This window comes from Acrocarpospora macrocephala (genome assembly GCF_009687865.1).
In the GTDB taxonomy this organism is placed as follows: domain Bacteria; phylum Actinomycetota; class Actinomycetes; order Streptosporangiales; family Streptosporangiaceae; genus Acrocarpospora; species Acrocarpospora macrocephala.
The window spans coordinates 142,353-164,100 of sequence record NZ_BLAE01000016.1 but is presented as its reverse complement, the minus strand read 5'-3'; the positions used below and the strand labels follow the sequence as shown (position 1 = coordinate 164,100).

Below are 21,748 nucleotides of genomic sequence, written 5' to 3'. Positions count from 1 at the left end.
AGCGGAGCGCGGACCCCGGGCGGGCGCGTTGCCTCGCCGGGGATGGTCCGAGCCGGGCTTCGGGCCTCCCCGTTCGCCCTGGGCTGGGGCCGGAGAACGTGTCGGAGCCCGGAATTCAGCCGTGCGAGTTCCGGCCCGGGACGGTCGGGTGTGGCGGAGCCGGGATGCCGGGCGTGACCGCCTGGGTACGTGTTTACCCGGCCTGGGCTCGGGCCAGCACGGGCAGCAGGCGGTTGAGCGGGCCGTCCAGGCCGTAGCGGTCGGCGAGTTCGACCAGGCGGGCGGGGTCTTTGGGTTCGGCCGGGACGCGCAGGTCCACGTCCGGGATCGGGGCGTCGTGGGCGACCTGGACGACCGCGGGCGCGACCGCCAGGTAGTCGCGGGCGGCGGCCAGCTTGTTGCGGGCGCCGGCGGGGAAGCCGTCGTCGCTCGCGGCCGCCAGCAGGGCGTCGAGCGAGCCGAACCGGGTGATCAGCGCGGCGGCGGTCTTCTCGCCGATGCCTGGCACGCCCGGCAGGCCGTCGCTCGGGTCGCCGCGCAGCGTCGCGAAATCGGCGTAGGCGCGGCCGGGAATGCCGTACTTCGCCGTGACGAACGCCTCGTCCACCGTCTGAAGATTACGAATCCCCCTTACAGTGTAAAGGACCCGGCATGGTTTCGCGTCGTCCACCAGCTGGAACAGGTCCCGGTCACCGGTGACGATCTCGACCGCGCCCTGGTGCCGGACCGCCAGGGTGCCGATGACGTCGTCCGCCTCGTACCCGGCGACGCCGAAGCTGGCGATGCCCAGCGCGGCCAGCACCTCCTCGATCACCGGCACCTGCGGCGCGAGCGTGTCCGGGATCTCCTCCTGGTTCCCGTACGCCACCCGATGCGATTTGTACGACGGGATCGCGGCCACCCGGAACGCGGGCCGCCAGTCGGCGTCCATGCAGGCCACCAGCTGGGTGGGGGAGTGCGACCGGACCAGCGTGGCGATCATGTCGATCAGTCCGCGTACGGCGTTGACGGGCATGCCGTCCGGCGCGGTCATCGATTCCGGGATGCCGTAGAAGGCCCGGAAGTACAGCGACGGGGTGTCGAGAAGCATCAGCACCCGTCTATCGTCCCAGCACCCCCACGGCGAGGAGACACGTATCGTCCTCCGGGCTTAGACCGCCCGCCGCGTCGATCAGGAACCCGAGCGAGGCGTCGAGATCGTGGTGGCCGATCTTCTCGGCCGCGCGCATGATCAGCTCCAGCCCTTCGTCGATATCGCGGTCACGCCGTTCCACCAGCCCGTCGGTGAACATCAGCAGCAGGTCCCCAGGGCGTAGCCGTACCTTCGAGACGGTGAACGGCGGGTCGGGCGAAGCGCCCAGCACCAGGCCGCGCGGGGCCCGGAGCTGGCGGGCCCGCCCGTCCCTGACCATGATCGGCGCGAGATGCCCGGCCTGGGCCCAGGTGAGCAGCCCGGTCGCGGGGTCGAGCAGGCCTACGATGACGGTGGCGATGGTGTCGTCGAGCCGGTTGAGCACCAGCGCGTTCAGCCACGCCAGCAGCCGGTTCGGCGGGCGGCCGGTCATCGCCAGGCCGACCAGCGCGTGGCGTAGTTGCGCCATCTGGGCGATGGCGGCCATGCCGTGCCCGGAGACGTCGCCGACGGCGAGCAGGACCCGGCCGTCGGGGAGGGTGGCCGCCTCATACCAGTCGCCGCCCAGCGTGGCGCAGGGCGGCGCGGCGGCGTCGCCGCGCGGCTGGACCGCCGGCGCGTAGCGGACGGCGATGCGGGCGGTGGGCAGGTCCATGTTCGCGCCCGGTTCCGGCAGAATGGCCTCACGCAGGGCGGCGCTGACGCCGCGTTCCTCGGCCAGCCACTCCTCCTGCCGGTCGAGGCGCTCGCGCAGGTCCTGCACCATCTCCGCGGCGGTCAGGGGAGCCCTCATCGAGGGGATGCGGTCGTCCGCGGGGTGGAGGGGCAGCGGTTCGCCGCCCACGACGCCGACCATGGTGGGGCTCACTCTCAAAACAGCATCTATCCGGACAATCGGGAACTGGCCGTGATCGGCCTTGCGCGGAGCGTAGCATTCATTTCCCGATGATGCGAAATATTTGGGCTGAGCGGCGGGTCGGAGACTGTCGGCGGGCTCTGCTTAGATGGGGACTTGTGACAACGGAGTCCTCTGAGCTGTATCCGGTGACCAGAATCGACGAGGTCCGGGCGGCCACCGCCGCGGCCGGGCTCGGCGCGCTGCTGCTGACCCCTGGCCCGGATCTGCGTTATGTGAGCGGTTACCACGCGCATGCCTTGGAACGCCTGACCTGTCTGGTGGTGCCCGCCGCCGGGGAGGCCTTCATGATGGTGCCCCGGCTGGAACTGCCGGCCGCGCAGACGTCGCCCGCCGGGCGGATCGGGCTGGAGTTCGTCCCGTGGGATGAGACCGACGATCCCTATGCGGTGGTGGCCAAACGCCTCGGCGGCGTCGGGTCGGTGGGGTTGTCGGACCGGATGTGGGCGATGCAGTCGCTCCGGTTCCGCGACGCGCTGCCAGGAGTCGAGCAACATCTCGCCGGGCGCGCGCTGGCTGAGCTGCGGATGCGCAAGTCGCCCGCCGAGGCCGCGGCCCTGCGCGAGGCCGGGGCGGCGATCGACGCCGTGCACGAGCAGGTGCCCGGGTTCCTGCGGGCTGGACGCACCGAGCGCGAGGTCGGCCGCGACATCGCCGACGCGATCATGACCGCCGGTCACGCGGTCATCGACTTCGTCATCGTGGCGTCCGGGCCGAACGGCGCGTCACCGCATCACGACCTCTCCGACCGGGTCATCCAGCAGGGCGACCAGGTCGTGGTGGACATCGGCGGGACCATGCCGAGCGGCTACTGCTCGGATTCGACGCGGAACTACTCGGTGGGCGAGCCCGGCTCCGTCTACGCGGCCTATTTCGACGTGCTCCGCCGGGCGCAGGAGGCCGCCTGCGACTTCGTCCGGCCCGGGGTGACCTGCGAGGCCGTGGACGCGGTGGCCCGCCAGGTGATCGAGGAGGCCGGATACGGCTCCTACTTCATCCACAGGACCGGGCACGGCATCGGCCTGGAATCCCACGAGGAGCCCTACATCGTGTCGGGCAACACGCGGGTGATGGAGCCCGGTTTCGCGTTCTCCATCGAGCCCGGCATCTACCTGCCCGGCGAGCACGGCGCGCGGATCGAGGACATCGTGGTGTGCGGAGAGAGCGGCGGCGAACGCCTCAACCTGACCACGCGGGATCTCGTGGTCGTCTAGGAGCGTCGCGATGAACGTGGACAGGGTCTCGCCGACGGCCGAAGGCCACGACCTGTTCGACCTGGTGCGGGAACTGGCCGCCAAGGAGGTCGCGCCCCGGGCCGCCGGGGACGAGGCGGCCGGCCGGTTCCCGCGTGAGGTGTTCCGGCTGCTTGGGGCGTCCGGGTTGCTCGGGCTGCCGTATGCGGAGGAGTACGGCGGGGGCGGGCAGCCGTACGAGGTGTATCTGCAGGTCGTCGAGGAGCTCGCCGGGGCCTGGCTGGCGGTCGGGCTGGGCGTGTCGGTGCACACGCTGTCGTGTTTCCCGCTCTCGGCGTTCGGGTCGGCCGCCCAGCGCGCCGAACACCTGCCCGAGCTTCTCGGCGGCGAGGTTCTGGGCGCGTACTGCCTGTCGGAGCCGCAATCCGGTTCCGACGCGGCCGCGCTGACCACCCAGGCCGCGCCCGTCGACGGCGGCTACTCCGTCGACGGGGTGAAAGCCTGGACCACCCACGGCGGCGTCGCCGACTTCTACACCGTCATGGCCAGGACCGAGGACGGCATCTCCTGCTTCCACGTCCCCGCCACCACCGCCGGCCTGTCCTTCGGCGCCCCGGAACGCAAGATGGGCATGCGCTCCTCCCCAACCGCCCAAGTCCGCTTCGACGACGTCCGGCTCCCCGCCGACGCCCTCATCGGCGACTCCGGCCAGGGCTTCCGCATCGCCATGGCCGCCCTCGACGGCGGCCGCCTCGGCATCGCCGCCTGCGCCGTCGGCCTCGCCCAGGTCGCCTTCGAGACCGCGACGTCCTATGCCAAGGAACGCCGCCAGTTCGGATCCCGGATCGCCGACTTCCAGGGCATCGGTTTCCTGCTCGCCGACATGGCCACCCAGATCGCCGCCGCCCGCGCCCTCTACCTGGACGCCGCCCGCCTCCGCGACGCCGGCCGTCCGTACGGAACAAAGGCCGCGATGGCCAAACTCTTCGCCACCGACATGTGCATGAAGGTCACCACCGACGCGGTCCAGGTCCTCGGCGGTTATGGCTATGTCGAGGACTTCCCCGCCGAACGCTATATGCGCGAGGCCAAGGTCTTGCAGATCGTGGAGGGCACGAACCAGATCCAGCGTCTAGTGATCAGCCGTGCGCTCACTAAGGATCAGTAGTTCGGTGTTTCCGCCGGTCAGCTGGCTGCTATCCGATCTTTCCTCCGACCTGTGATCACCGCCAAGATCGTCGACGTGATCGTGATCACGAGGCCAAATGCCGGTTATTTCCCATTTATCCCCGTCGATTACGGGCCCGGTGCTGACTTGGTGCTGACCCCCCACCGGCTATTCGATCATGCTGCCCCGTCATGGCCGCGCCGTAGAGCCGCCGCCTGCGCCTAATATCGACGGTTACTTTGCGGCTTGTGGCGGGCGCATTCAGACGCGATCCTGGCCGCCGGGTACACCGGCCTGACCGTGCCCGAGCCTGCGGGCCAGCGGCAGCATCCCAGACGATAACCCGGTCCTGGCCAGCCGACTCCGCAAGAAACATATCCGCTCGCGCACCGCACGGACGATCGGCCACTAACCCGCGGACGAGGTCGCGTCCAGGATGCGGTGTAAATAGGAACGAGCGTAGGTTGCCGTGTTGAACCGACCAAAGTTCGCACGACAGAAGGACCTACGCTCGTGGCACGCACACTACCGCCCGTTCAAGCCATCCGCGCCGAGATCGACGCCCTGTTCACCCAAGGCCGCGACCTGGTCGAGGTCATCGACGGTCAAGACCACCTCCGGCCCGATCACCATCGCCCGGTCCAAACTGCGCGGCACCGGCGAGAAGTTCACCTCACGCCTGTTCGGCACCGGCGTCACCCGCACCAACGCCCTGGAAACCCTGATCATCGCCTCCTTCGTGCGCGGCCTGTCGGTCCGGGATGTCGAAAGACGCGGCCTTCGCTGCGCGCTCGCTATGCGACAAGACCGTCGATGAACTCGCCGTAGGTGTGGGTGTGCTGCCGGTTGTCTCCGGCGCTGTTCGAGCACGCAGACGGCAGACGGCAACCCCACGAGCAACGCCGCAGCCGCTGCCAGTAGCGCTGTTCTCCCTAAAGCGTTCTTCGACGCAGTTTGTTGTGCCCTAGCCATTCCGAGACTACTGACCTACCTGTGCCTTCCGACCACAGCGATCCGCCGACGTCCAGTGGTGCGTGTCTACCCAGTGAGCTGACGATGAAGTGACTCGGCGTCGTGTACGGACGACAGGTGCACGAACCGACCCTCGCGAACCTCGTAGACGGCGAACTCGACGATTCTGAACGAGTTCCCGTTCGGTTTCGCCCCGAGCCACTCCTTGATTGGCGTGCCGGTGTTGATTAGTCGGGCTGCGAGCCGGTTACCGTCGATCACGACTTCTTGGGTCGTCCACTGAAAGTCGGGCACTGCGTCCGTGATGCCCGAGAGCACGGCGATGATTTCGTCGCGCGTGCTCGGCATGCTGTTCAGCGTGACGTGGTCCTCGACAAAGTCGACCATCCGATCGAATTCGTGCCGGTTAAGTACCTCGATATAGCGTTGGTAGAAGTTGTCTAAAGCCGAGTCCGACATCAACCGTCCTCCTGTCGTCCGAGAACCGTGCCCGGGTCATCGCGGCCGATCACCTGTCCGCCGAGATCGGGTCCGGCGCCCTGCGGATCCCGGGCCCGAGCATTATGTGACGATCAGTACACAATAGAGGCGCGGTCTGCGGGCTGCGACCTGACGGAGTCCAGTCTGTGCCCGCCCTCGCCCCACCGCCGAGTCCGTTCTGCTCTGAAGAACCAGGCACTGCTGGGAGAGGGTGAGTCGCCACCATGGGAGCGGTGGGTCGCCACCAGGCATCGTGCTGATCGGGCGCCGCGCCACATATGAACGGAAGGAACCACGAATGAATGCACTTGCCGGTAAGCGGGCTCTGGTCACGGGCGGGTCACGCGGCATCGGGGCGGCGATTGCTCTCATGCTCGCTGACCACGGCGCCGACGTGGCCATTACCTTCGAACGATCCGGCGAGCTCGCTCAGGAAGTCATTCGCGGAATCGAGAAGGCCGGTCGCACCGGCGCAGCCATCCAAGCCAACTTTGCCGACCCGACCGCCGTCCGTGACTCTGTCGGCGAAGCGGCCCGGGTCCTTGGTGGCTTGGATATCCTTGTCAACAACGCCGCGATCGTTCGGTACAGCTCCATCGAGGCCGTAGAGGCCGGTGACATCGAGGCGCTCTTCCGCGTGAATCTGCAGGCGCCCGTCCTAGCTGCGAGTGCCGCCATTCCGCACTTGACGGCCGGCGGGCGGATCATCAGCGTCGGATCTGTCGGTGCTGAACGGACCGTCGGCCAAGAGGGCACAGGCGGCGTGGTTTATGCCATGACGAAGAGGGCACTGCAGTCGTTCACGTGGGGGCTGGCCCGCGAGCTGGGTTCCCGCGACATCACAGTCAATCTGGTCCAACCGGGATCCACCGCCACGGAGATGAACCCAGACGAAGGGGACTTCGCCGCCTACCAGCGGGGCCTCATCCCACTGGGTCGGTACGGAGCGCCGGAGGACGTGGCGGCAGCCGTGGCCTTCCTGGCCAGCCCCGCTGCCCGCCAGATCACGGGCGCGATTCTCAACGTCGACGGCGGTCTGACGACTTAGAGGACGACCTAGCGATCTTTGGTCGCGGGTTTCTGTAGGTTTGTGTCAACTTTCACGACGCCCGAGGAAGTCGAGCTTGGGTGGCGTAGTCGTCGACGTGGCGGGTGATGGTCTTGAGCACGGTGGGGTGCGCGATCCGCTCGAAGGCTGGACTCGCAAGGACGCAACCCTGGCCGGCACGTTCGACCTCCAGTATGCGCCGGTTGGCGGCGCGGGCCTTGTCCTGAAGCTCTTCAAGGTTGGGCAGACGGGCGTTGCAGCCCAACTCGCGGGGGCGCGTTGACGACGGTCTCGATCCGCATCGCCCGGCCGTCCTTGAGGTACTGCTTGATCCGGGAATGTTTGTAGAAGAGGTTGACGATGACACCGCCGTTGTCGCGGCGGTCGATCGCGGTACGGAAGGTTCCCCGTGTGTCGCGGCGGATCTTCCGGCCGAAGATGATTTCGACGTTGTGCGGGCGGCCGATGTCGAGGTTGTCGGCGATCAGCGCTTCGAAGAAACCGCGGGCGTGGCGGGGAGCGTCGAAGACGAGGGTGCGGGACACCAGGGCAGTTCCGCTGCGCAGAACACGAGCGACCGGCTCCGCGAACTAGCAGCGGTAACCCCTGTAGGCCTTCCTCCGACCGACCGCGTCGTGGCGTCGTCAGCGATGGTCAGTCGACCAGACCACACGTTCTGCTGATTGCCACGGGATCCAGGTAGAACACGGCGAAGTCTCGGATGAGGCCGTCGTCGAGCGTGATGAACTGCGCCAGGTGAGCATCGACCTGCCGGCCCGTCGCGCGGGATGTGAGCAGGACTTTCATGCTCACAGCAGCGCCGTCCGAGCCCTGGAAGTACGTCACGTCCAATCCCTCTGCCGACGACCAGGTATCCGAGAGAACGGCGAAGAAGCGCTCTACCCCCTCAATGCCCTCCCACAGGCCAGGGAAGGGAGCCCAGGGTCCTTGACGCATCACGGCCTCTGGGTGGAAACACGCTGCCATCGCGTCGAAGGACGCGCCGCGTTGCGCACCCCCGGCGGCAACGTACTCCATCTCCGCGGCGTAGAACCTATCCAGCACCGCCAGATCATGCCGGGCCTCGGACTGCAAACCTTCCGTGTCCACGGTGTACTCCTAGTGCTCGTCTCGGCGTATGTCCATTCGTCGTGTCCACACGTCCGTACATGTTCGGGCACAGTAGCCCGGCCACTCATGGTGCACCAGCGGTGTTTCGCGGTGCGGAACCGCCACGGGTCCCTTGGGTCATAGTCGGCTAGGACGAGTATCGCCCGCAGGTCCCGAGTTCGACCTAGCAGAACACCCGTCTCCCAAGGGACAGGACGCGTGCACAGTGTCTGCATGAGGTCATACACGAGCTCTGTCCAGACGCCGGTGCGCGTGCAGCCGGTGGCGGCACCCGACCAACCCCAGGTCACACCTGCCCTCAAGACTCTCTACCGAGGCTTCGAGGACGAGTTCTTGGTCCCGCTGTGGACTGAGATCGGCGACCTGATGCCGACCCACCCTCGTCCGGGTGCGACTCCGCACGTGTGGCGCTGGGATCGGCTTCGTCGGCTGGCTGCGCAGGCTGGCGAACTCGTTCCCGTTGGTCGGGGAGGTGAGCGCCGAGCGATCGCGCTCGCCAACCCCTCGATGGGAGGCCGGCCGTTTGCCACGCCGACATTGTGGGCCGCGATCCAGTATCTGATGCCGGGCGAGGACGCGCCGGAGCACCGGCACACCCAGCACGCCTTTCGCTTCGTCGTTGAGGGCCAGGAAGTCTGGACGGTCGTGGACGGGGACCCCGTCCCGATGAGGCGCGGGGACTTCCTGCCGCAGGCGGGGTGGAACTGGCATGCTCATCACAACGCCACGGACGAGCCGATGGCGTGGATCGACGGCCTCGACATTCCACTCCAGTACGCAATTGAGAGCCAGTTCTTCGAGTTCGGACGTTCCGAGATCTCTGAGGCAGAGCGGGGCACCCCCGACCGATCGCGGTCGGAGCGTCTCTGGGCTCATCCGGGCCTCCGTCCCGTCGCCGGTCTGACGTCGGGTCGCGGTTCCCCACTCCTCGCGTACAAGTGGAAGCACACTGACCGGGCACTCTCGGACCAGCTAGCTCTCGAGGGCGAGGGGTACCAGGCTACGGTCGAGCCTGGACATGCGGCGGTGCGTTACACCAACCCCGTCACCGGCGGCGACGTGCTGCCCACTATCCGTGCGGAGATGCATCGGGTCGCGCGCGGCAGCGAGACGGCCCCGACGCGCGACACCGGGTCGTCGGTCTACCAGGTGTTCGACGGTTCCGGCACCGTCAGCGTGGGCGAGCACACCTGGAGCGTCAGCCGCGGCGACCTCTTCGTAGTCCCGTCCTGGCAGGAGTTCTCGGCGCGCTCGGAGGCCAGCGCCAGCGACTCTGACTCCGGAGCCCTTGACCTATTCCGCTTCTCCGACGCCCCCGTCTTCGAGGCCCTCGGCCTCCACCGGCACGACGCGGAGGACGCGGTCCGATGAGGTTAGCGACGATCCGCACGGCAGAGGGCACTTCGGCAGTGCGCCTAGAGGGAGATCGACACCTCCACCTCGGGTTCCCCGACGTTGGCGCTCTGCTGGCCGATCCGGGGTGGCCAGATCTCGCACAGACTCCCGACGTGACCTCTTCGCCAGCCTCTGGTGCGGACTTCGCCCCGGTGGTGCCACGCCCGGCGAAGATCATCTGCGTAGGCCACAACTACACCGGCCACATCCGCGAGATGGGGCGGGAGCTGCCGGAATATCCCACGCTGTTCACGAAGTTCGCCGACTCGCTCCTAGGCGCACACGACGACATCGCCAAGCCTTCCGAGACCGAGGCCCTCGACTGGGAGGTAGAGCTCGCAGTCGTGATCGGCCGCTCGGTGCGTCGGGCAGACGAAGCGGAGGCGGTGGCAGCGATCGCGGGCTTCACGGTGATGAACGACATATCGGTGCGTGACTGGCAGTTCCGCACCATCGAGTGGACCCAGGGAAAGATCTGGGACTCCTCCACCCCGCTGGGGCCGTACCTCGTCACGCCGGACGAACTCGACGGTGGCGTTCGCCCCGACCTCATGGTACGGACCCTCGTCGGGGGTGAGGCTATGCAGGAGGACCGAACCGGCACGCTGCTCTTCAACCCTGTTGACCTCGTTCGCTACGTGTCCACGATCGTCCGGTTGAACCCCGGCGACATCATTGCCACGGGCACCCCCGCGGGGGTCGGTCATGCTCGCGAGCCCCGCCGGTATCTGAACGACGGCGATGTGGTCGCGACCCACATTGAGGGCATCGGCGGCTGTCGCAACCTGATCGTAGGCGCACGTCCATGACTCGTCACCCGCGGATCGCGTCGCAAGAGTGGGTCCACGACGGGACCGTGCGACTCGGCGAGGCGTTGGCCAGGGTGGACGACGCCAGCCTCGGAACCCTGACTTGCCTGCCCGGCTGGACCAGGCGCCATGTGCTCGCGCACCTCGCGGCCAATGCCGATGCGCTGGGAAATCTCGTGCGGTGGGCCGAGACTGGCCACGTCACACCGATGTACGCCAGCCCCGAAGACCGCGCCAATGGCATCGAGAAGGGGCTCCTGCTGTCCGCGCAGGAGTTGGCGGCACGGGTCCTGGACTCGGCTGCGAGCCTGCACCGTGGCTGGGACGGGCTGAGCGAGGCCCAGTGGGTCCGCGAGGTGGTGACGGCTCAAGGGCGACCGTTGCCGGCTAGTGAGATCCCGTGGTTGCGGGCCCGGGAGGTCTACGTGCACCTGGTAGATCTCGATGTTGGTTACCGGTTCCAGGACCTACCTACCGACTTCTTGCGCGCGCTTCGGGATGATGTTCTCGCCAAGCGGGGCGACGTCCCGGCGATCACCGCGTCACTGGCCGATGAGGTGGCGTGGTTGACCGGGCGCCCGCACCAGGTCGTCGACGCACCAGCGCTGACACCCTGGCTCTAGCTTGGGTCGTCTGCGTTGCCGCCGACGTCCTTAGGCGCTCGGCTCTTCGGGCAGCATCACCCCGGGGTTGAGGATGTGTGCGGGATCAAGCGCGTCCTTGATCTGGCGCGTGAGTGCCATGCTGTCGTGGCCGAGCTGGTCTAGGAGCCACGGGGTCTTGAGCCGGCCCACGCCGTGCTCGCCCGTGATGGTGCCGCCGAGTTCGATCGCCAACATCATCACGTCGCCGAATGCCAGCCGGGCTCGCGCTTCGGCCTCGTCGTCGCCAGGGGGGTAGGCGATGACGGGGTGTGTGTTGCCGTCACCAGCGTGGGCGATGACGGAGATGATGGTGTTTCGCGCCTCCGCGATCCCGCGGATCCCGCGCACCAGCTCGGGCAGAGCGGGCACAGGAACGCCGACGTCCTCGATGAGCAGTACGCCCAGCCGCTCCATCGCCGGCAATGCCGAGCGACGTGCGTGGATGAAGGCGTCGCCCTCGTCCTGCTCGGTGGTCGTGTAAACCTCCCGCGCGCCGCTCGCTTGGCAGGCCGCCTCGATGATCGCCAGTTCGTCCGCTGCGGCCGCCCCCGGGGCGTCCGAACGCGCCAGAAGGAGGGCTTCGCTACTTCGGTCCAGGTCCATCCGGATCAGGTCCTCCACCGCGTTGATGGCGACCCGATCCATCAACTCGAGCATGGCGGGTCGTACTTGCCGAGTGATGGCGACGACGGCTTCCGCGGCGGCCTCAACCGAGCCGAACGTGGCGGTCAGGGTGGCGGGTGCAGGCGGCGGTGGCAGCAAGCGGAGGGTGAGCTCGGTGATCACGCCGAGGGTACCCTCCGAACCGACGAACAGTCTCAGGAGCGGCAAACCCGCGACGTCCTTGAGCCTGGGCCCGCCCAGCCGGATGATCCTCCCGTCGGCCAGGACGACCTCCATACCAAGGACGTAGTCACCGGTCACGCCGTACTTCAGACAGCACAGACCACCCGCATTCGTCGCCGCGTTGCCTCCGATGGAACTCATCTCGTACGACGACGGATCGGGTGGGTACCACAGGCCGTGGGCGGCCGCTGCGGTCTTGACGTCCGCCGTGATCGCGCCGGCCTGCGCCACGGCGACTCGGTTACCGACGTCTACCGAGACGTCGCGCATTAGCTCGAGGCTGAGCGTGACGCCACCCTCGACACCGGATGCGCCACCGGCCAGAGACGACCCGGCTCCGCGAGGCACGACCGGAACCCGGTTCTCCGAAGCCCAGCGGAGCACCGTCTGCACATCGGCCGTCGAGCGAGCACGGACCACCGCGGCCGGCACACCGGCGCTGGGATCACGCGCCCAGTCGAACCGGTAGTTCGCGACAATCGCGGGGTCGGTGACGACCGTGCCCGGCGACAGACATGACACCAGCTGCTCAACGGGTCCGTTCATGGCCGGCTCGACGAAGCCTCTCTCCCTCATCGCGGAGCCTCCGCCGGGAGGAGGCTCCGAAGCTGTCGGCGAGCCGCCGGCAGCCAGGCGTCGAGCGCTGCGGGATCGTCGAAGCGGTCCTCGTGGAGGAACACAGCCGACGTCGGACAGCTGGCACCCAGCTCCGACAGCACCGGCTTGAGGTGGACCTCGCCAGCAAGTGCGTGCCTGGGGTCGGCAGCCAACATCACCGGGATGGCAGTAACGCCAGCAAGCCGACCGGCGGCGATGCGGTCGAGGAAGATCTTCAACAGGCCCGTATACGAGCCCTTGTAGGTCGGGCTGGCGATGACGGCCAGGTCCGCCGACGCGAGGAGGTCCACCTTCTGCGCAACTGTCGACGAGGTCCAGTCCATCAGGTCGGCACCTAGGCCGATGATGTCGACGGCCTCGTCCGGTGGCCGACCGACCAGTGCAGCGACGACGGCCTCCGCGGCGCGGAACGTACGCGACAAAGGCTTGGGGTTCCCGACGACCGTGACGACACGCAAGGACGTCGTTCCCCAGCGGTCAACGTCGGTGGTCGACATCTTCCTACCAGCTGTAGTCACGACTGGCCGGTGGGGTGCGCATGCCTGCTTCCTCCAACTTGCCGAGCACCACGCCGAAGTTCCGCAGCTCGCGAGGACTCCACAGCGGGAAGTTGATGAGCACGCCGCCCGCCCCTGTGTTCCGCTTGAGTGACATGAGTTGCTCCGCCACCTGGCCGGGCGTTCCGATCAGCTGGAGCATGGCGTTGCCCGACCCGATCGCGCGAACCGCCTCTTCGCGACCGAGTCGGTCGAACATCGCCTGGGCAGTCTCGATGGATCCGAGGATGTCGCCGGCGATCTCCCAGGCTGCATCTGCGTTCAGGGAACGCAGGAGGTGGCGGTACTCCTCTTCGGCTTCGCCCTCACCATCCCGGACGATGCAGATGGCAAAGGGCCAACTCGTCACCCTCCGCCCGCGGAGCTGGGCCTGAAGGCGCTCGTCGAGTGATCGCACATCGGCCTCGGTGCGGGCGAGTGTGACGAGCGCGTCGCACCACTCGGCCGCGAATGCGGTGCCGGCCGTGGACGCGCCGGCACTGACGATGAGCGGTCGGGGCTGTTGGACGACACGCGGTGCCTTCACCCGACCTTGGGAACGGTAGAACTTGCCGATGTGGTCGATGGGCTCGTCCTCGCGCCAGAGCGCCTGGACCACCTGGACGAACTCGGTCGCCATGGCGTAGCGCTCGTCGTGCTCCACGAAGGGTTCGCCGAAGAGGGCGGCTTCCGCCTCAGCGTGGCCCGTCACCGCGTTCCAGCCCCAGCGACCGCCGCTGAAGGCATCGAGGGCTGCCCCCATGCGCGCCACGTGTGCCGGGTGGTGGTGAGTGGTATGCAGGGTGGTGATGACGCCGATGTGGTCGGTGACCGCAAAGATGCCCATCGCCAGCATCGGGGCATGGAAAGCCGGAGCCTGGTGGCCACCGCGCTCGGCCGCTCGCTGATGACCCGACCAGTTGTCCGCAATGAACATGGAGTCGAAGCCGACATCCTCGGCTGCCTGGGCGAGTGCCAGCAGGTTGCGGCGGTTCATGCGCGGCGTTCGCCTCGACGCCTCGTCAGACCAGACGTGGTTCGTCTGTCCGGCTGGGAAGAAGTAGCTGATGCTCAGGGCATCAGGGTCGGTGTTGATCTCTTTCAAGGTCTCGGCTCCTTCGTGCTCAGCCGGTCTGGGCGAGTTCGCGGGGGGTGCCCACCAGGCACTCGGCTTGGTCGGGGCGCACAACCATGAAGTCGGACAGCATGACGCCGACGTCGGGCTTCCACTTGGAGTCGTGGAGATCGATGTTGTTGCCGAAGGTCATCCCTTCCTCGAGCACCAAGTCGCCGATGTTGTGGCCGTTGAGCGACTTGGTGCCCCACCCGTCCTCGTACACGACGGTGGGAAACTCGGGAGACGCCAGACCCATAGCGTGGAAGCCGAGCTCGACCCAGTCCACGTCGGCCTTGCGAGCGGGTTCGCGCAGAATCTGCAGCGCCTCCCGGATGGTGCGGCCAGCCGTCAGCGCCGACTTGCTGGCCTCGAGGCACTCCCCAGCGATGTCCCACAGCCGCAGAAGCTGGTCGGGAGCGCGCTTGCCGACGAACACCGTGTACTCGGTGTGACACCGGTAGCCGGCGTACTTCGTGTGCCACTCCGCCACGATCAGGTCACCGTCCTGCAACGGTCGCATCGACGGCGTCAGCGGCTGGTCGCACCCATGCAGCAGGTGCCACAGCTCGTTAGGGTCGTGCTCCAGCGGGCCGGCCGAGAACAGGTTGAAGATGTTGGGATCGGCGCCGTTGGCGATCTGGGTACGGATCATCTCGGCGTACACGGCAGCATCGGGCACGCCGGGACGAGCCGTGGCGATCATCGCGTCCACCGTCAGACGCGAGATCTTGGACGCAGCGCGCAGCATGTCGATCTCGGCCTCACTCTTGACCACCCGCATCTCCTGGAGAAGATGGTTGGCCTCGACCCAAGTGACGTTCGGCAGCACCCGCTCGAGCTCGACCATGTCACGATGCAGCAGTGTCGGTGTGGTCTGCACACTCGACGAGAAGCTGACCAAGCCGATCCTGGCTCGGTCCAAGCCGCGCGCCCGGAGCTCCTCAGCAATGGCGCCCATGCCGCCGCGGTCACGGATATCGGTTATCCACTCCTGGAGCGACAGGTAGTGGCTGGTCGGCCGGTTCATGTGGGGCAAGGTGTTCCAGACCACCGGCTCACCATCGAGACAGAACAGTCCGTCCGCACCGATCTGTGAGTCGACCTGGAACACGTACTTGATGTTGGCCATCCCCATGCCCCAGTAGATGTCGTTGCCCAAGAACACCAGGGCTTCGACGTCCGCCATGATCATGCGCTTGCGAAGCCGATCCCAGCGACGATCTCGTTCCTCCAGCGGCATCTGGGGCACGTACTTCAGCAGCTCACGCGTGGCTTGGGCCTCCGCTGGGATGGCCCGGCGGGTCGGCGGAAAGCGGCGGGACTCACTAGACATACACTTCTTCTCTCTTTAGCCGGCCACGCGACGTGGCGACAGACGCACGAACTCGGTCTCGAGCATTTCGATGTGACGATGGAGAAGTGCCGCAGCCCTCGGGAGCTGGCTGCGTTGGAACCGCAGCGAGGGAGCGGAGATCGCCACGGCGGCGATCGGGTCGCCGTCGGGGCCACGGACTGTCGCCCCGATGGCGGTGATGCCGCGTTCCGTCTCGCCGGCGCTGATCCCATAGCCGCGACGACGAACGATCTCGAGCGAGCGCAGGAACGTAGTCCAGTCGAGCTCGGGGTCTGGCGAGCCGTCGGGGAACAGCCGCACGAGGTCTGCCTCCGAGAGAGCGGCGAGGAACGCACGACCACCCGAGGTGCGGTAGGCGGGCATCACTGCGCCAGCCCTCGACCCGACTCGCAACGGCTGGGTGCATTCGAGACTGGTGAGGAACTCCACGCTCGTCTCTCGAAGGACAACCAGATGGACGGTCTCGTTGGACTCCCGCTGGAGCCGCTCCAGGAAGGGTCGGGCGACCAGGGACAACTCCCCATGCCGTGACCCACTCTGTCGGACAGCGCTCAGGGCAGGGCCGCTGCGGTAGAGCCGGTCTCCATCCTTCGTGGCAAAACCCCGATAGCAGAGCATCCCCAGGAGTCGGTGAGCGGTCGACTTCGCCACTCCCAGCTCTGCAGCCGCACCACTCACCCGAACGGCGCCATCTCGGGCCAGCATCTGCACGAGGTGAAGAGCGTTGTCGACCGACGAGATCGCGTAGGCCGGCCGGATGTTGCCCGCGTCTGTCCCGGACGTTCCCGCTCCTTCGACGAGAGGCTCCGGCGCATGCGTCGCCGGGTTGAAGGTGCCCGCGCTCACGGTCGCCCACCCGGCAGGTAACGGTGGGCGAGGGCAGTGCGATGGCGCCGCAAATACCGAGGCGAGGGAGAGCCGAACGCCGTCATGGCACTGCCTCCGCTCCGCGTCGTTTCCGTCGAGTTTCACGTTCGTGAATCGATTACGTACGCTCCCGGACGGGCGCACGGTGCACCAGCAGCGTTCTGCTCTGCGGAACCGCCAGGTGGCGATGGCGAGACGCCCGCCCCTGGTCGCTCGTGTTCTGCACAGCGGAACGGGTCTGGTGTCGGCAGCGCTGCCGAGGAACCTTCGTAACTCAGGCGTCACGGTTCCCGACGAGCCACATGAAGGACGGAGGTCGACCATGCAGGCAGTGCAGGAAGCGCTTGCGACACTGCAGCGGGGCCAGATGGTGGTGGTCACCGACGATGAGGACCGCGTCACCACCCACAACCTTGCCTACCTCACCACGAAGCGCGATCGGATGGGCCACCTGATCACGTTGCCTGAAGACGGCTGAAGGAGACCGATGTGAACCCGACCTCGATGCGTGTTGCTCTCAGCCACTTCGGCTCAGGGCTGACCGTCATCACGGGAATGACCGAGGAGGGACCGGTTGGCTTCACCTGCCAGTCGTTCTCCTCGCTCTCGCTTGACCCGCCGCTCGTGACGTTCTCGCCCTCCCGCAGCTCCACGACGTGGCCTCGGATCAGGCCCCTCGATACCTTCGCCATCAACGTCCTGGCCGACGGGCAGACAGCGCTGTCAGTCTCCTTCTCCCGCAGCGGCAGTGACAAGTTCAGTGGCGTCGAATGGCGACCGAGTCAGCATGGCGCGCCGCTGATCGGTGGCGCGCTCGTCACCTTCGACTGCCGCATTTGGGGAGAGTACGACGGGGGTGACCACACCATCGTCGCGGCGGAGGTCGTCGCCATCGAGCTGGACGCCGAGACCAAGCGGGGTCCGCTCCTGTACTACAAGAGCACCTATGCGTCACTCAACCTGATTACCGAAAATGCTGCAGTACCGGTCTCGCCCTAGGAGCGTGGGCTGACAACTTCGATTCCCAGTGTCACGTTAGCGCGGACCCACATCCGGGCGCCGAAAGGAACATTATGAAGATGCGTCGCGAGAACCCAGACGAGTTGAGCTTCGGCTACTTCTTCCCGACAGGTCAGACCGACCACATCTGGTCGGAGGAGGCTGCGCAGGCAACACCGCCGCTCAACAAGCGCGTCTTCTGCGATATGGCGCAGGCTGCCGAGGCAACGGGATTCGACACCCTCTTCATCGCCGACACCTGGTCGGGGCACCAGCGTGCCGCCGAGCGTGGCGGGCACCAGTCGCCTAAGTACCACGCGCCGATGCTGGCGATGGGCCTGTTCGCCGTGACCGAGAACATCGGTGTCATCACGACCTTCCACACCACGCATCACAAGCCTGCTCACATCGCCCGCATGGGTGCGACCCTCGACGCCTTCAGTGAGGGCCGCTGGGGGTGGAACGTCGTCACGGGGTTCGGTGATCCGGAGGCCCGCCTATTCGGCCAGGACATCATGGTCGAGCACGACGAGCGTTACGCCATGGCGGGGGAGTTCGTCGAGATCGTGAAGCGCCTGTGGACGGAGGACGAACCGATCGAGGTCGACGGCAAGTACTACAGGCTGCGAGGGCGGATCAAGGCCCCCCGACCGATGCAGAAGCCCCATCCGCTCCTCGTCAGCGCCGGTGCTTCGCCGGCAGGCATAGAGTTCGCCGCCCAGCACTGCGACATGCTGGTGGTCGCGGGCAACAGCGTCGAGAAGGTGCTCGAGACGGAGACCCGGGCACAAGGAATCGCCACATCCGTCGGCAGGGAAGAGCCTCTGGGGCTGAGCCCCTTCGCCATCGCCATCGTGCGCGAGAACGAAGGGGAGGCCGAGGAGGAGTACGAGCGGCTCTGCCGAAGCCTGAACTACGACGCCACGATGGAGCTGACGGCAGACATCCTCGGCGACATCAAGTCGATCGAGGCGCTGTTCGAGGGGAAGACGCGCGAGGAAGCAGCTCAGGAGTGGGGTAGCGGACGGGGCATCCTCAAGTTCCTCGGGACGGCGGACCAGGTCGCGGAGCAGCTCATCGACATGAAGCGGCGCACCGCGACTAGCAACATCCTGATCAATTTCCCATTGTGGAGCCCGCGCGAAGTCCTCGACTTCCGTGCGGTTCTCGACCGGCTCCACGATGCCGGCGTCTGGTCGCCTCCGGAAGATCGCAACTATTCATGGTGAATGGGTCGCGCGGGCGGCTGCGGCCTGTGATGTTGCTGGACTCCCTCCCGTGGTGGGGAGCCCGATGAGTGGCGCACAGGTGACGGTGCAGTCAGGACGCCTCGACGGCAGCGTCTCGTCCGATGACCGCGTCCGCAGGTTCCTCGGCGTACCCTACGCTGCGCCCCCTATCGGAGACCTGCGGTGGAGGCCCCCGACCGCGGTCGATCCGTGGCGCGGTGTGAGGTCCGCACAGCGCTACTCCCCGAGTGCCCCACAGCCGGCGGTCTCCCCGCGTTCGCTCTACTGGGGCGGCGAGAACGAGTTCGACGAGGACTGCCTCTACCTGAACGTGTGGACGGGGCCCGAGGGCGACGCTCAGCGGCCAGTCCTCGTATGGTTTCACTTCGGCGGGTTCCATTTCGGGTCGGCGGCCAATCCCCTCTACGACGGCACGGAACTGGCGCGCTCTGGCGTGACGGTGGTGACGGTCAACTACCGACTGGGGCGGCTCGGTTTCCTGGCACATCCGGCGCTCTCCGCAGAGTCGGACGAGGGCGTCTCCGGCAACTACGGGCTGCTCGACCAGGTCGAGTCGTTGCGCTGGGTGCGGGACAACATCGAGGCGTTCGGCGGCGACCCTGGACGGGTGTCAGTGGGAGGTGTGTCCGCGGGCGGGCACAGCGTGCACAACCTTCGTGCGTGTGACCACGCGCGCGGGCTTTTCCACCGAGCAGTCGTCCACAGCGGACCGGGACTTGCCCCCGCTCTCGACGGCCCTGGTCATCCCGCCAACCCGCAGACGCTAGCGGCCGGGGAGGACGCGGGGACAGAACTCGGCCGAGTCCTCGGGGTTCGCACGGCCGCGCAGCTTCGGGAGATCCCGGCCGACGTATTGGTGGACGCGACGCTTCCCAGGGCCATGGGTGCCTGGATCAACGTGCTCGCCCCGGGTGCGCCCACCAGCATGCATTCCTTCGACTGCGGCTACCCCGTCGTCGACGGCCACGTGCTGCGTGAGTCGCCTCTCGAGGCGTATGCGAGTGGTCGTGCCATCGATGTGCCGATGCTCGTCGGCGGCGTTGGGAACGAGGGGGCAGGCTTGCCGTTCCTGTCTAGCGTCCGCCACTACGAGCAGTACGTGAGGTCGACGTACGGGTCTTGCGCCGAGGACATGCTCCGTCTCTACCCGGCGGACTCCGATGCGGAGGTCCCCAACGCGAGTCGGCAACTGGAGGCGGATCGCGTGTTCAACTGGTCGACCTGGACTGCGGCGCGGCTGCAGTCGCGACACGGCTCGAGTCCGGTGTGGCACTTCCGCTTCCAGCGCGAGTTGCCGATTCCTTCGGACAGCAGGGTACTCGAGAAGGAGTTCGGCGGTGCGGTCCACGGAGCCGACCTCCCCTACCTGTTCGGCTCCTTCTCGTCGATGGACTTCCCCTGGACCAATGCGGACCGGCAGCTCGGTGAGCAGCTGCGTACGGCGTGGTCGGCCTTCGCCGCGAACGGTGACCCGAATACCGCACCCTTGCTCATTGGAGTGGAGTCGGGTTGGCCCGCGTTCGCAGAAGATGCCCCGAACACAGTCGAATGGGACTCGCCCGTACCCACCGTGTCCACCTGGGTGCAGGACGACCGGATGAGGGCACTCGACGCGTTCAACCGACTGACGGATGTGACGTCTCGTTGACGGATGGACGACGGGTCGCCGACGTCCCCTGCTCACTGGTCGACAACGTCTCGAAATGTCGAGGCACCGGAGATGAAAGGATGATCAAAATTGATCAAGATGGTCGGAATCTTTAAGAAGCGAGAGGGGCTCACGGACGAGGAGTTCCGCGACTATTACGAAAACGTCCATTGTCCGCTCTTTAATGAGTACCTGAGCAAGCCTGGCGTCGAGCGGTGGACGCGGCGGTACCTGACTCCCATCGCTCCGCCCGTCACCGGTGAGGTTCGAGACTTCGGATTCGACGTGATCGTAGAGATCTGGTGTAACGAGGAGTTCTACCAAGGATTCTTCGTCGAGCCGATGCCGGACGAGTTCCGAGCGATGGTGATCGAGGACGAAGAGAAGCTGTTCGACCGGAGCCACATGTACATGTGCCTGGTGGACGAGTATGACACGGACCTCAGCAGCCTCTGAGGGACGTCGACCGGTGAGAACGAACTGTTACGGCTAGACGGTATGACGTGACCCGAGGGGTAACGTCATACCGTCTAGGTGTGCGTTCATCTGGTGCTCGGTCAGGCGTCGATGGTCGCCATGTTCTCCTCGTCGTAGCGCGCCCCGACCGCGGGCTCAAGAGCGTTCAGCCTCGCGACCTGATCCTCGCTGAGGCTGACCTCGTCCGCAGCCGCGTTCTCCTCGAGTCGCGACATCTTGGTCGTTCCCGGGATTGGTGCGATGTCACCACCCTGCGCGAGCAGCCATGCCAGTGCGACCTGGGCAGAGGTCGCGCCGACCTCGCTGGCCACAGCCTCGACCTCGTCGACGATGCGCAAGTTGCGCTCTAGGTTGCCGTCAGCGAATCGCGGGTTCGTACGCCGCCAGTCATCGGCGTCGAGCCCGTCGAGCGAGCGCAGGCTCCCGGTCAGGAAGCCGCGTCCGAGCGGAGAGTAAGGCACGAAACCGATGCCGAGTTCTCGCAGGGCGGGCAGGATCGCAGACTCGGGATCGCGTGACCAGAGCGAGTACTCCGACTGCACGGCCGCGATCGGATGTACCTGATGGGCTCGCCGAATCGTTTGCACGCTCGCCTCCGAGAGGCCGATGTAGCGCACCTTGCCTTGCTCGACCAGGTCGGCAAGCACTCCCACGGTCTCCTCGATGGGCGTGTCGGGGTCCACGCGGTGCTGGTAGTAGAGGTCGATGCGGTCGGTGCCGAGTCGCGTCAGCGATCCCTCGACGGCCCTGCGGACGTTCTCCGGCGAGCTGTCGGGGGCCGAGCCTCCGGCGTGCGCCACCAGGCCGAACTTGGTTGCCAATACCACCTCGTCGCGCCGGCCCTTCAGCGCTCGCCCGACGAGCTCCTCGTTGGCGTACGGGCCGTACACCTCCGCCGTGTCGATGTGGGTGACTCCCACGTCAACCGCCCGCTGCAGGACACGAACCGCCTCATCGTCGGCCTTGCCCGCGCCTGTGTAGAACGCGGACATGCCCATCGCCCCGAGCCCGATGCGAGCCACCTCAAGGTCACCAAGGTTGTGCTTTCTCATCTTTCCTCCCTACATATATGTACCGATCGGTACTGAACCTATCACGACGCCAACAGCCGAACGGCTGCGGCGAACCTCGCAGGGCATCCACTGCGC

The 21,748-nt window shown here is 66.8% G+C and carries 22 protein-coding genes and 1 pseudogene; 12 read left to right on the top strand and 11 right to left on the bottom strand.

Going from position 1 to position 21,748, the window contains the following annotated elements; all coding sequences use genetic code 11:
• Positions 1 to 193 precede the first annotated feature (193 nt).
• Positions 194 to 1,090, bottom strand: coding sequence for a 5'-3' exonuclease (locus tag Amac_RS16060; RefSeq protein WP_155355219.1), 897 nt, complete (start codon positions 1,088 to 1,090; stop codon positions 194 to 196).
• Positions 1,091 to 1,100: 10 nt separating this feature from the next.
• Positions 1,101 to 2,000 (bottom strand): PP2C family protein-serine/threonine phosphatase, encoded by a 900-nt coding sequence (locus Amac_RS16055; protein WP_246268375.1) that lies wholly within the window; start codon positions 1,998 to 2,000, stop codon positions 1,101 to 1,103.
• A gap of 176 nt (positions 2,001 to 2,176) precedes the next feature.
• Between Amac_RS16055 and Amac_RS16050 the strand changes: the two genes are divergently transcribed.
• From Amac_RS16050 to Amac_RS58370, 3 genes and pseudogenes are all read left to right on the top strand, one after another.
• On the top strand, positions 2,177 to 3,262 hold the full coding sequence (locus Amac_RS16050) for a M24 family metallopeptidase (RefSeq protein WP_307729729.1): 1,086 nt from the start codon (positions 2,177 to 2,179) through the stop codon (positions 3,260 to 3,262).
• 10 nt (positions 3,263 to 3,272) lie between these two features.
• The gene (locus Amac_RS16045) at positions 3,273 to 4,409 is read left to right on the top strand and encodes an acyl-CoA dehydrogenase family protein (RefSeq protein ID WP_155355178.1); all 1,137 of its coding nucleotides are present in this window, start codon (positions 3,273 to 3,275) and stop codon (positions 4,407 to 4,409) included.
• A 513-nt stretch (positions 4,410 to 4,922) separates the two neighbouring features.
• A pseudogene (locus Amac_RS58370) lies at positions 4,923 to 5,178 on the top strand (hypothetical protein); the annotation flags it as partial.
• A gap of 269 nt (positions 5,179 to 5,447) precedes the next feature.
• Here the strand turns inward: Amac_RS58370 and Amac_RS16035 are convergent.
• Complete coding sequence (locus tag Amac_RS16035) at positions 5,448 to 5,840, bottom strand: ester cyclase (RefSeq protein ID WP_155355176.1); 393 nt, start codon at positions 5,838 to 5,840, stop codon at positions 5,448 to 5,450.
• A 319-nt stretch (positions 5,841 to 6,159) separates the two neighbouring features.
• Between Amac_RS16035 and Amac_RS16030 the strand changes: the two genes are divergently transcribed.
• Positions 6,160 to 6,909: an SDR family NAD(P)-dependent oxidoreductase gene (locus Amac_RS16030; RefSeq protein WP_155355175.1), complete on the top strand. Its 750-nt coding sequence runs from the start codon at positions 6,160 to 6,162 to the stop codon at positions 6,907 to 6,909.
• A gap of 233 nt (positions 6,910 to 7,142) precedes the next feature.
• On the opposite strand, the gene Amac_RS16025 is transcribed toward Amac_RS16030, so the two are convergent.
• Together Amac_RS16025 and Amac_RS16020 are read right to left on the bottom strand one after the other, a co-directional pair.
• Complete coding sequence (locus Amac_RS16025) at positions 7,143 to 7,454, bottom strand: hypothetical protein (protein WP_218041113.1); 312 nt, start codon at positions 7,452 to 7,454, stop codon at positions 7,143 to 7,145.
• A gap of 109 nt (positions 7,455 to 7,563) precedes the next feature.
• Complete coding sequence (locus Amac_RS16020) at positions 7,564 to 8,019, bottom strand: nuclear transport factor 2 family protein (protein WP_155355174.1); 456 nt, start codon at positions 8,017 to 8,019, stop codon at positions 7,564 to 7,566.
• A gap of 234 nt (positions 8,020 to 8,253) precedes the next feature.
• On the opposite strand from Amac_RS16020, the gene Amac_RS16015 reads away from it, so the two are divergent.
• From Amac_RS16015 to Amac_RS16005, 3 genes are read left to right on the top strand one after another with little or no spacing between them, the layout of a single operon-like run.
• On the top strand, positions 8,254 to 9,411 hold the full coding sequence (locus Amac_RS16015) for a cupin domain-containing protein (RefSeq protein WP_155355173.1): 1,158 nt from the start codon (positions 8,254 to 8,256) through the stop codon (positions 9,409 to 9,411).
• Positions 9,408 to 10,244: a fumarylacetoacetate hydrolase family protein gene (locus Amac_RS16010; RefSeq protein WP_155355172.1), complete on the top strand. Its 837-nt coding sequence runs from the start codon at positions 9,408 to 9,410 to the stop codon at positions 10,242 to 10,244. Before Amac_RS16015 ends, Amac_RS16010 begins: the two co-directional genes overlap by 4 nt.
• Entirely contained in the window at positions 10,241 to 10,867 is a 627-nt protein-coding gene (locus Amac_RS16005; protein WP_155355171.1) for a maleylpyruvate isomerase N-terminal domain-containing protein, read from the top strand. The genes Amac_RS16010 and Amac_RS16005 overlap by 4 nt, the downstream gene beginning before the upstream one ends.
• A 30-nt stretch (positions 10,868 to 10,897) precedes the next feature.
• On the opposite strand, the gene Amac_RS16000 is transcribed toward Amac_RS16005, so the two are convergent.
• Genes Amac_RS16000 through Amac_RS15980 form a run of 5 tightly spaced genes read right to left on the bottom strand, consistent with a single transcriptional unit; the run spans position 10,898 to position 16,205 of the window.
• Complete coding sequence (locus Amac_RS16000) at positions 10,898 to 12,310, bottom strand: FAD-binding oxidoreductase (RefSeq protein WP_246268374.1); 1,413 nt, start codon at positions 12,308 to 12,310, stop codon at positions 10,898 to 10,900.
• Positions 12,307 to 12,849, bottom strand: coding sequence for an NADPH-dependent FMN reductase (locus tag Amac_RS15995; protein WP_155355170.1), 543 nt, complete (start codon positions 12,847 to 12,849; stop codon positions 12,307 to 12,309). Before Amac_RS15995 ends, Amac_RS16000 begins: the two co-directional genes overlap by 4 nt.
• 4 nt (positions 12,850 to 12,853) lie before the next feature.
• Positions 12,854 to 13,993 (bottom strand): LLM class flavin-dependent oxidoreductase, encoded by a 1,140-nt coding sequence (locus Amac_RS15990; protein ID WP_155355169.1) that lies wholly within the window; start codon positions 13,991 to 13,993, stop codon positions 12,854 to 12,856.
• Positions 13,994 to 14,012: 19 nt separating this feature from the next.
• On the bottom strand, positions 14,013 to 15,338 hold the full coding sequence (locus tag Amac_RS15985; RefSeq protein WP_155355168.1) for a M24 family metallopeptidase: 1,326 nt from the start codon (positions 15,336 to 15,338) through the stop codon (positions 14,013 to 14,015).
• Between the two features lie 15 nt (positions 15,339 to 15,353).
• Positions 15,354 to 16,205 carry an IclR family transcriptional regulator gene (locus Amac_RS15980; RefSeq protein ID WP_218041112.1) on the bottom strand — a complete coding sequence of 284 codons (852 nt, stop codon included), beginning with the start codon at positions 16,203 to 16,205 and terminating at the stop codon, positions 15,354 to 15,356.
• 343 nt (positions 16,206 to 16,548) lie between these two features.
• On the opposite strand from Amac_RS15980, the gene Amac_RS15975 reads away from it, so the two are divergent.
• The 5 genes from Amac_RS15975 (at position 16,549) to Amac_RS15955 (ending at position 20,579) form a co-directional block, all read left to right on the top strand.
• The gene (locus Amac_RS15975) at positions 16,549 to 16,704 is read left to right on the top strand and encodes a hypothetical protein (RefSeq protein ID WP_155355166.1); all 156 of its coding nucleotides are present in this window, start codon (positions 16,549 to 16,551) and stop codon (positions 16,702 to 16,704) included.
• 11 nt (positions 16,705 to 16,715) lie between these two features.
• Entirely contained in the window at positions 16,716 to 17,225 is a 510-nt protein-coding gene (locus Amac_RS15970; protein ID WP_218041111.1) for a flavin reductase family protein, read from the top strand.
• A 74-nt stretch (positions 17,226 to 17,299) separates the two neighbouring features.
• On the top strand, positions 17,300 to 18,454 hold the full coding sequence (locus Amac_RS15965) for an LLM class flavin-dependent oxidoreductase (RefSeq protein ID WP_155355165.1): 1,155 nt from the start codon (positions 17,300 to 17,302) through the stop codon (positions 18,452 to 18,454).
• Complete coding sequence (locus Amac_RS15960; RefSeq protein WP_307729728.1) at positions 18,408 to 20,123, top strand: carboxylesterase/lipase family protein; 1,716 nt, start codon at positions 18,408 to 18,410, stop codon at positions 20,121 to 20,123. Before Amac_RS15965 ends, Amac_RS15960 begins: the two co-directional genes overlap by 47 nt.
• 99 nt (positions 20,124 to 20,222) lie before the next feature.
• Positions 20,223 to 20,579: an EthD domain-containing protein gene (locus Amac_RS15955; RefSeq protein WP_246268381.1), complete on the top strand. Its 357-nt coding sequence runs from the start codon at positions 20,223 to 20,225 to the stop codon at positions 20,577 to 20,579.
• 101 nt (positions 20,580 to 20,680) lie between these two features.
• Here Amac_RS15955 and Amac_RS15950 read toward each other — a convergent pair whose 3' ends face one another.
• Positions 20,681 to 21,652: an aldo/keto reductase gene (locus tag Amac_RS15950; RefSeq protein ID WP_155355162.1), complete on the bottom strand. Its 972-nt coding sequence runs from the start codon at positions 21,650 to 21,652 to the stop codon at positions 20,681 to 20,683.
• Between the last annotated feature and the right edge of the window lie 96 nt (positions 21,653 to 21,748).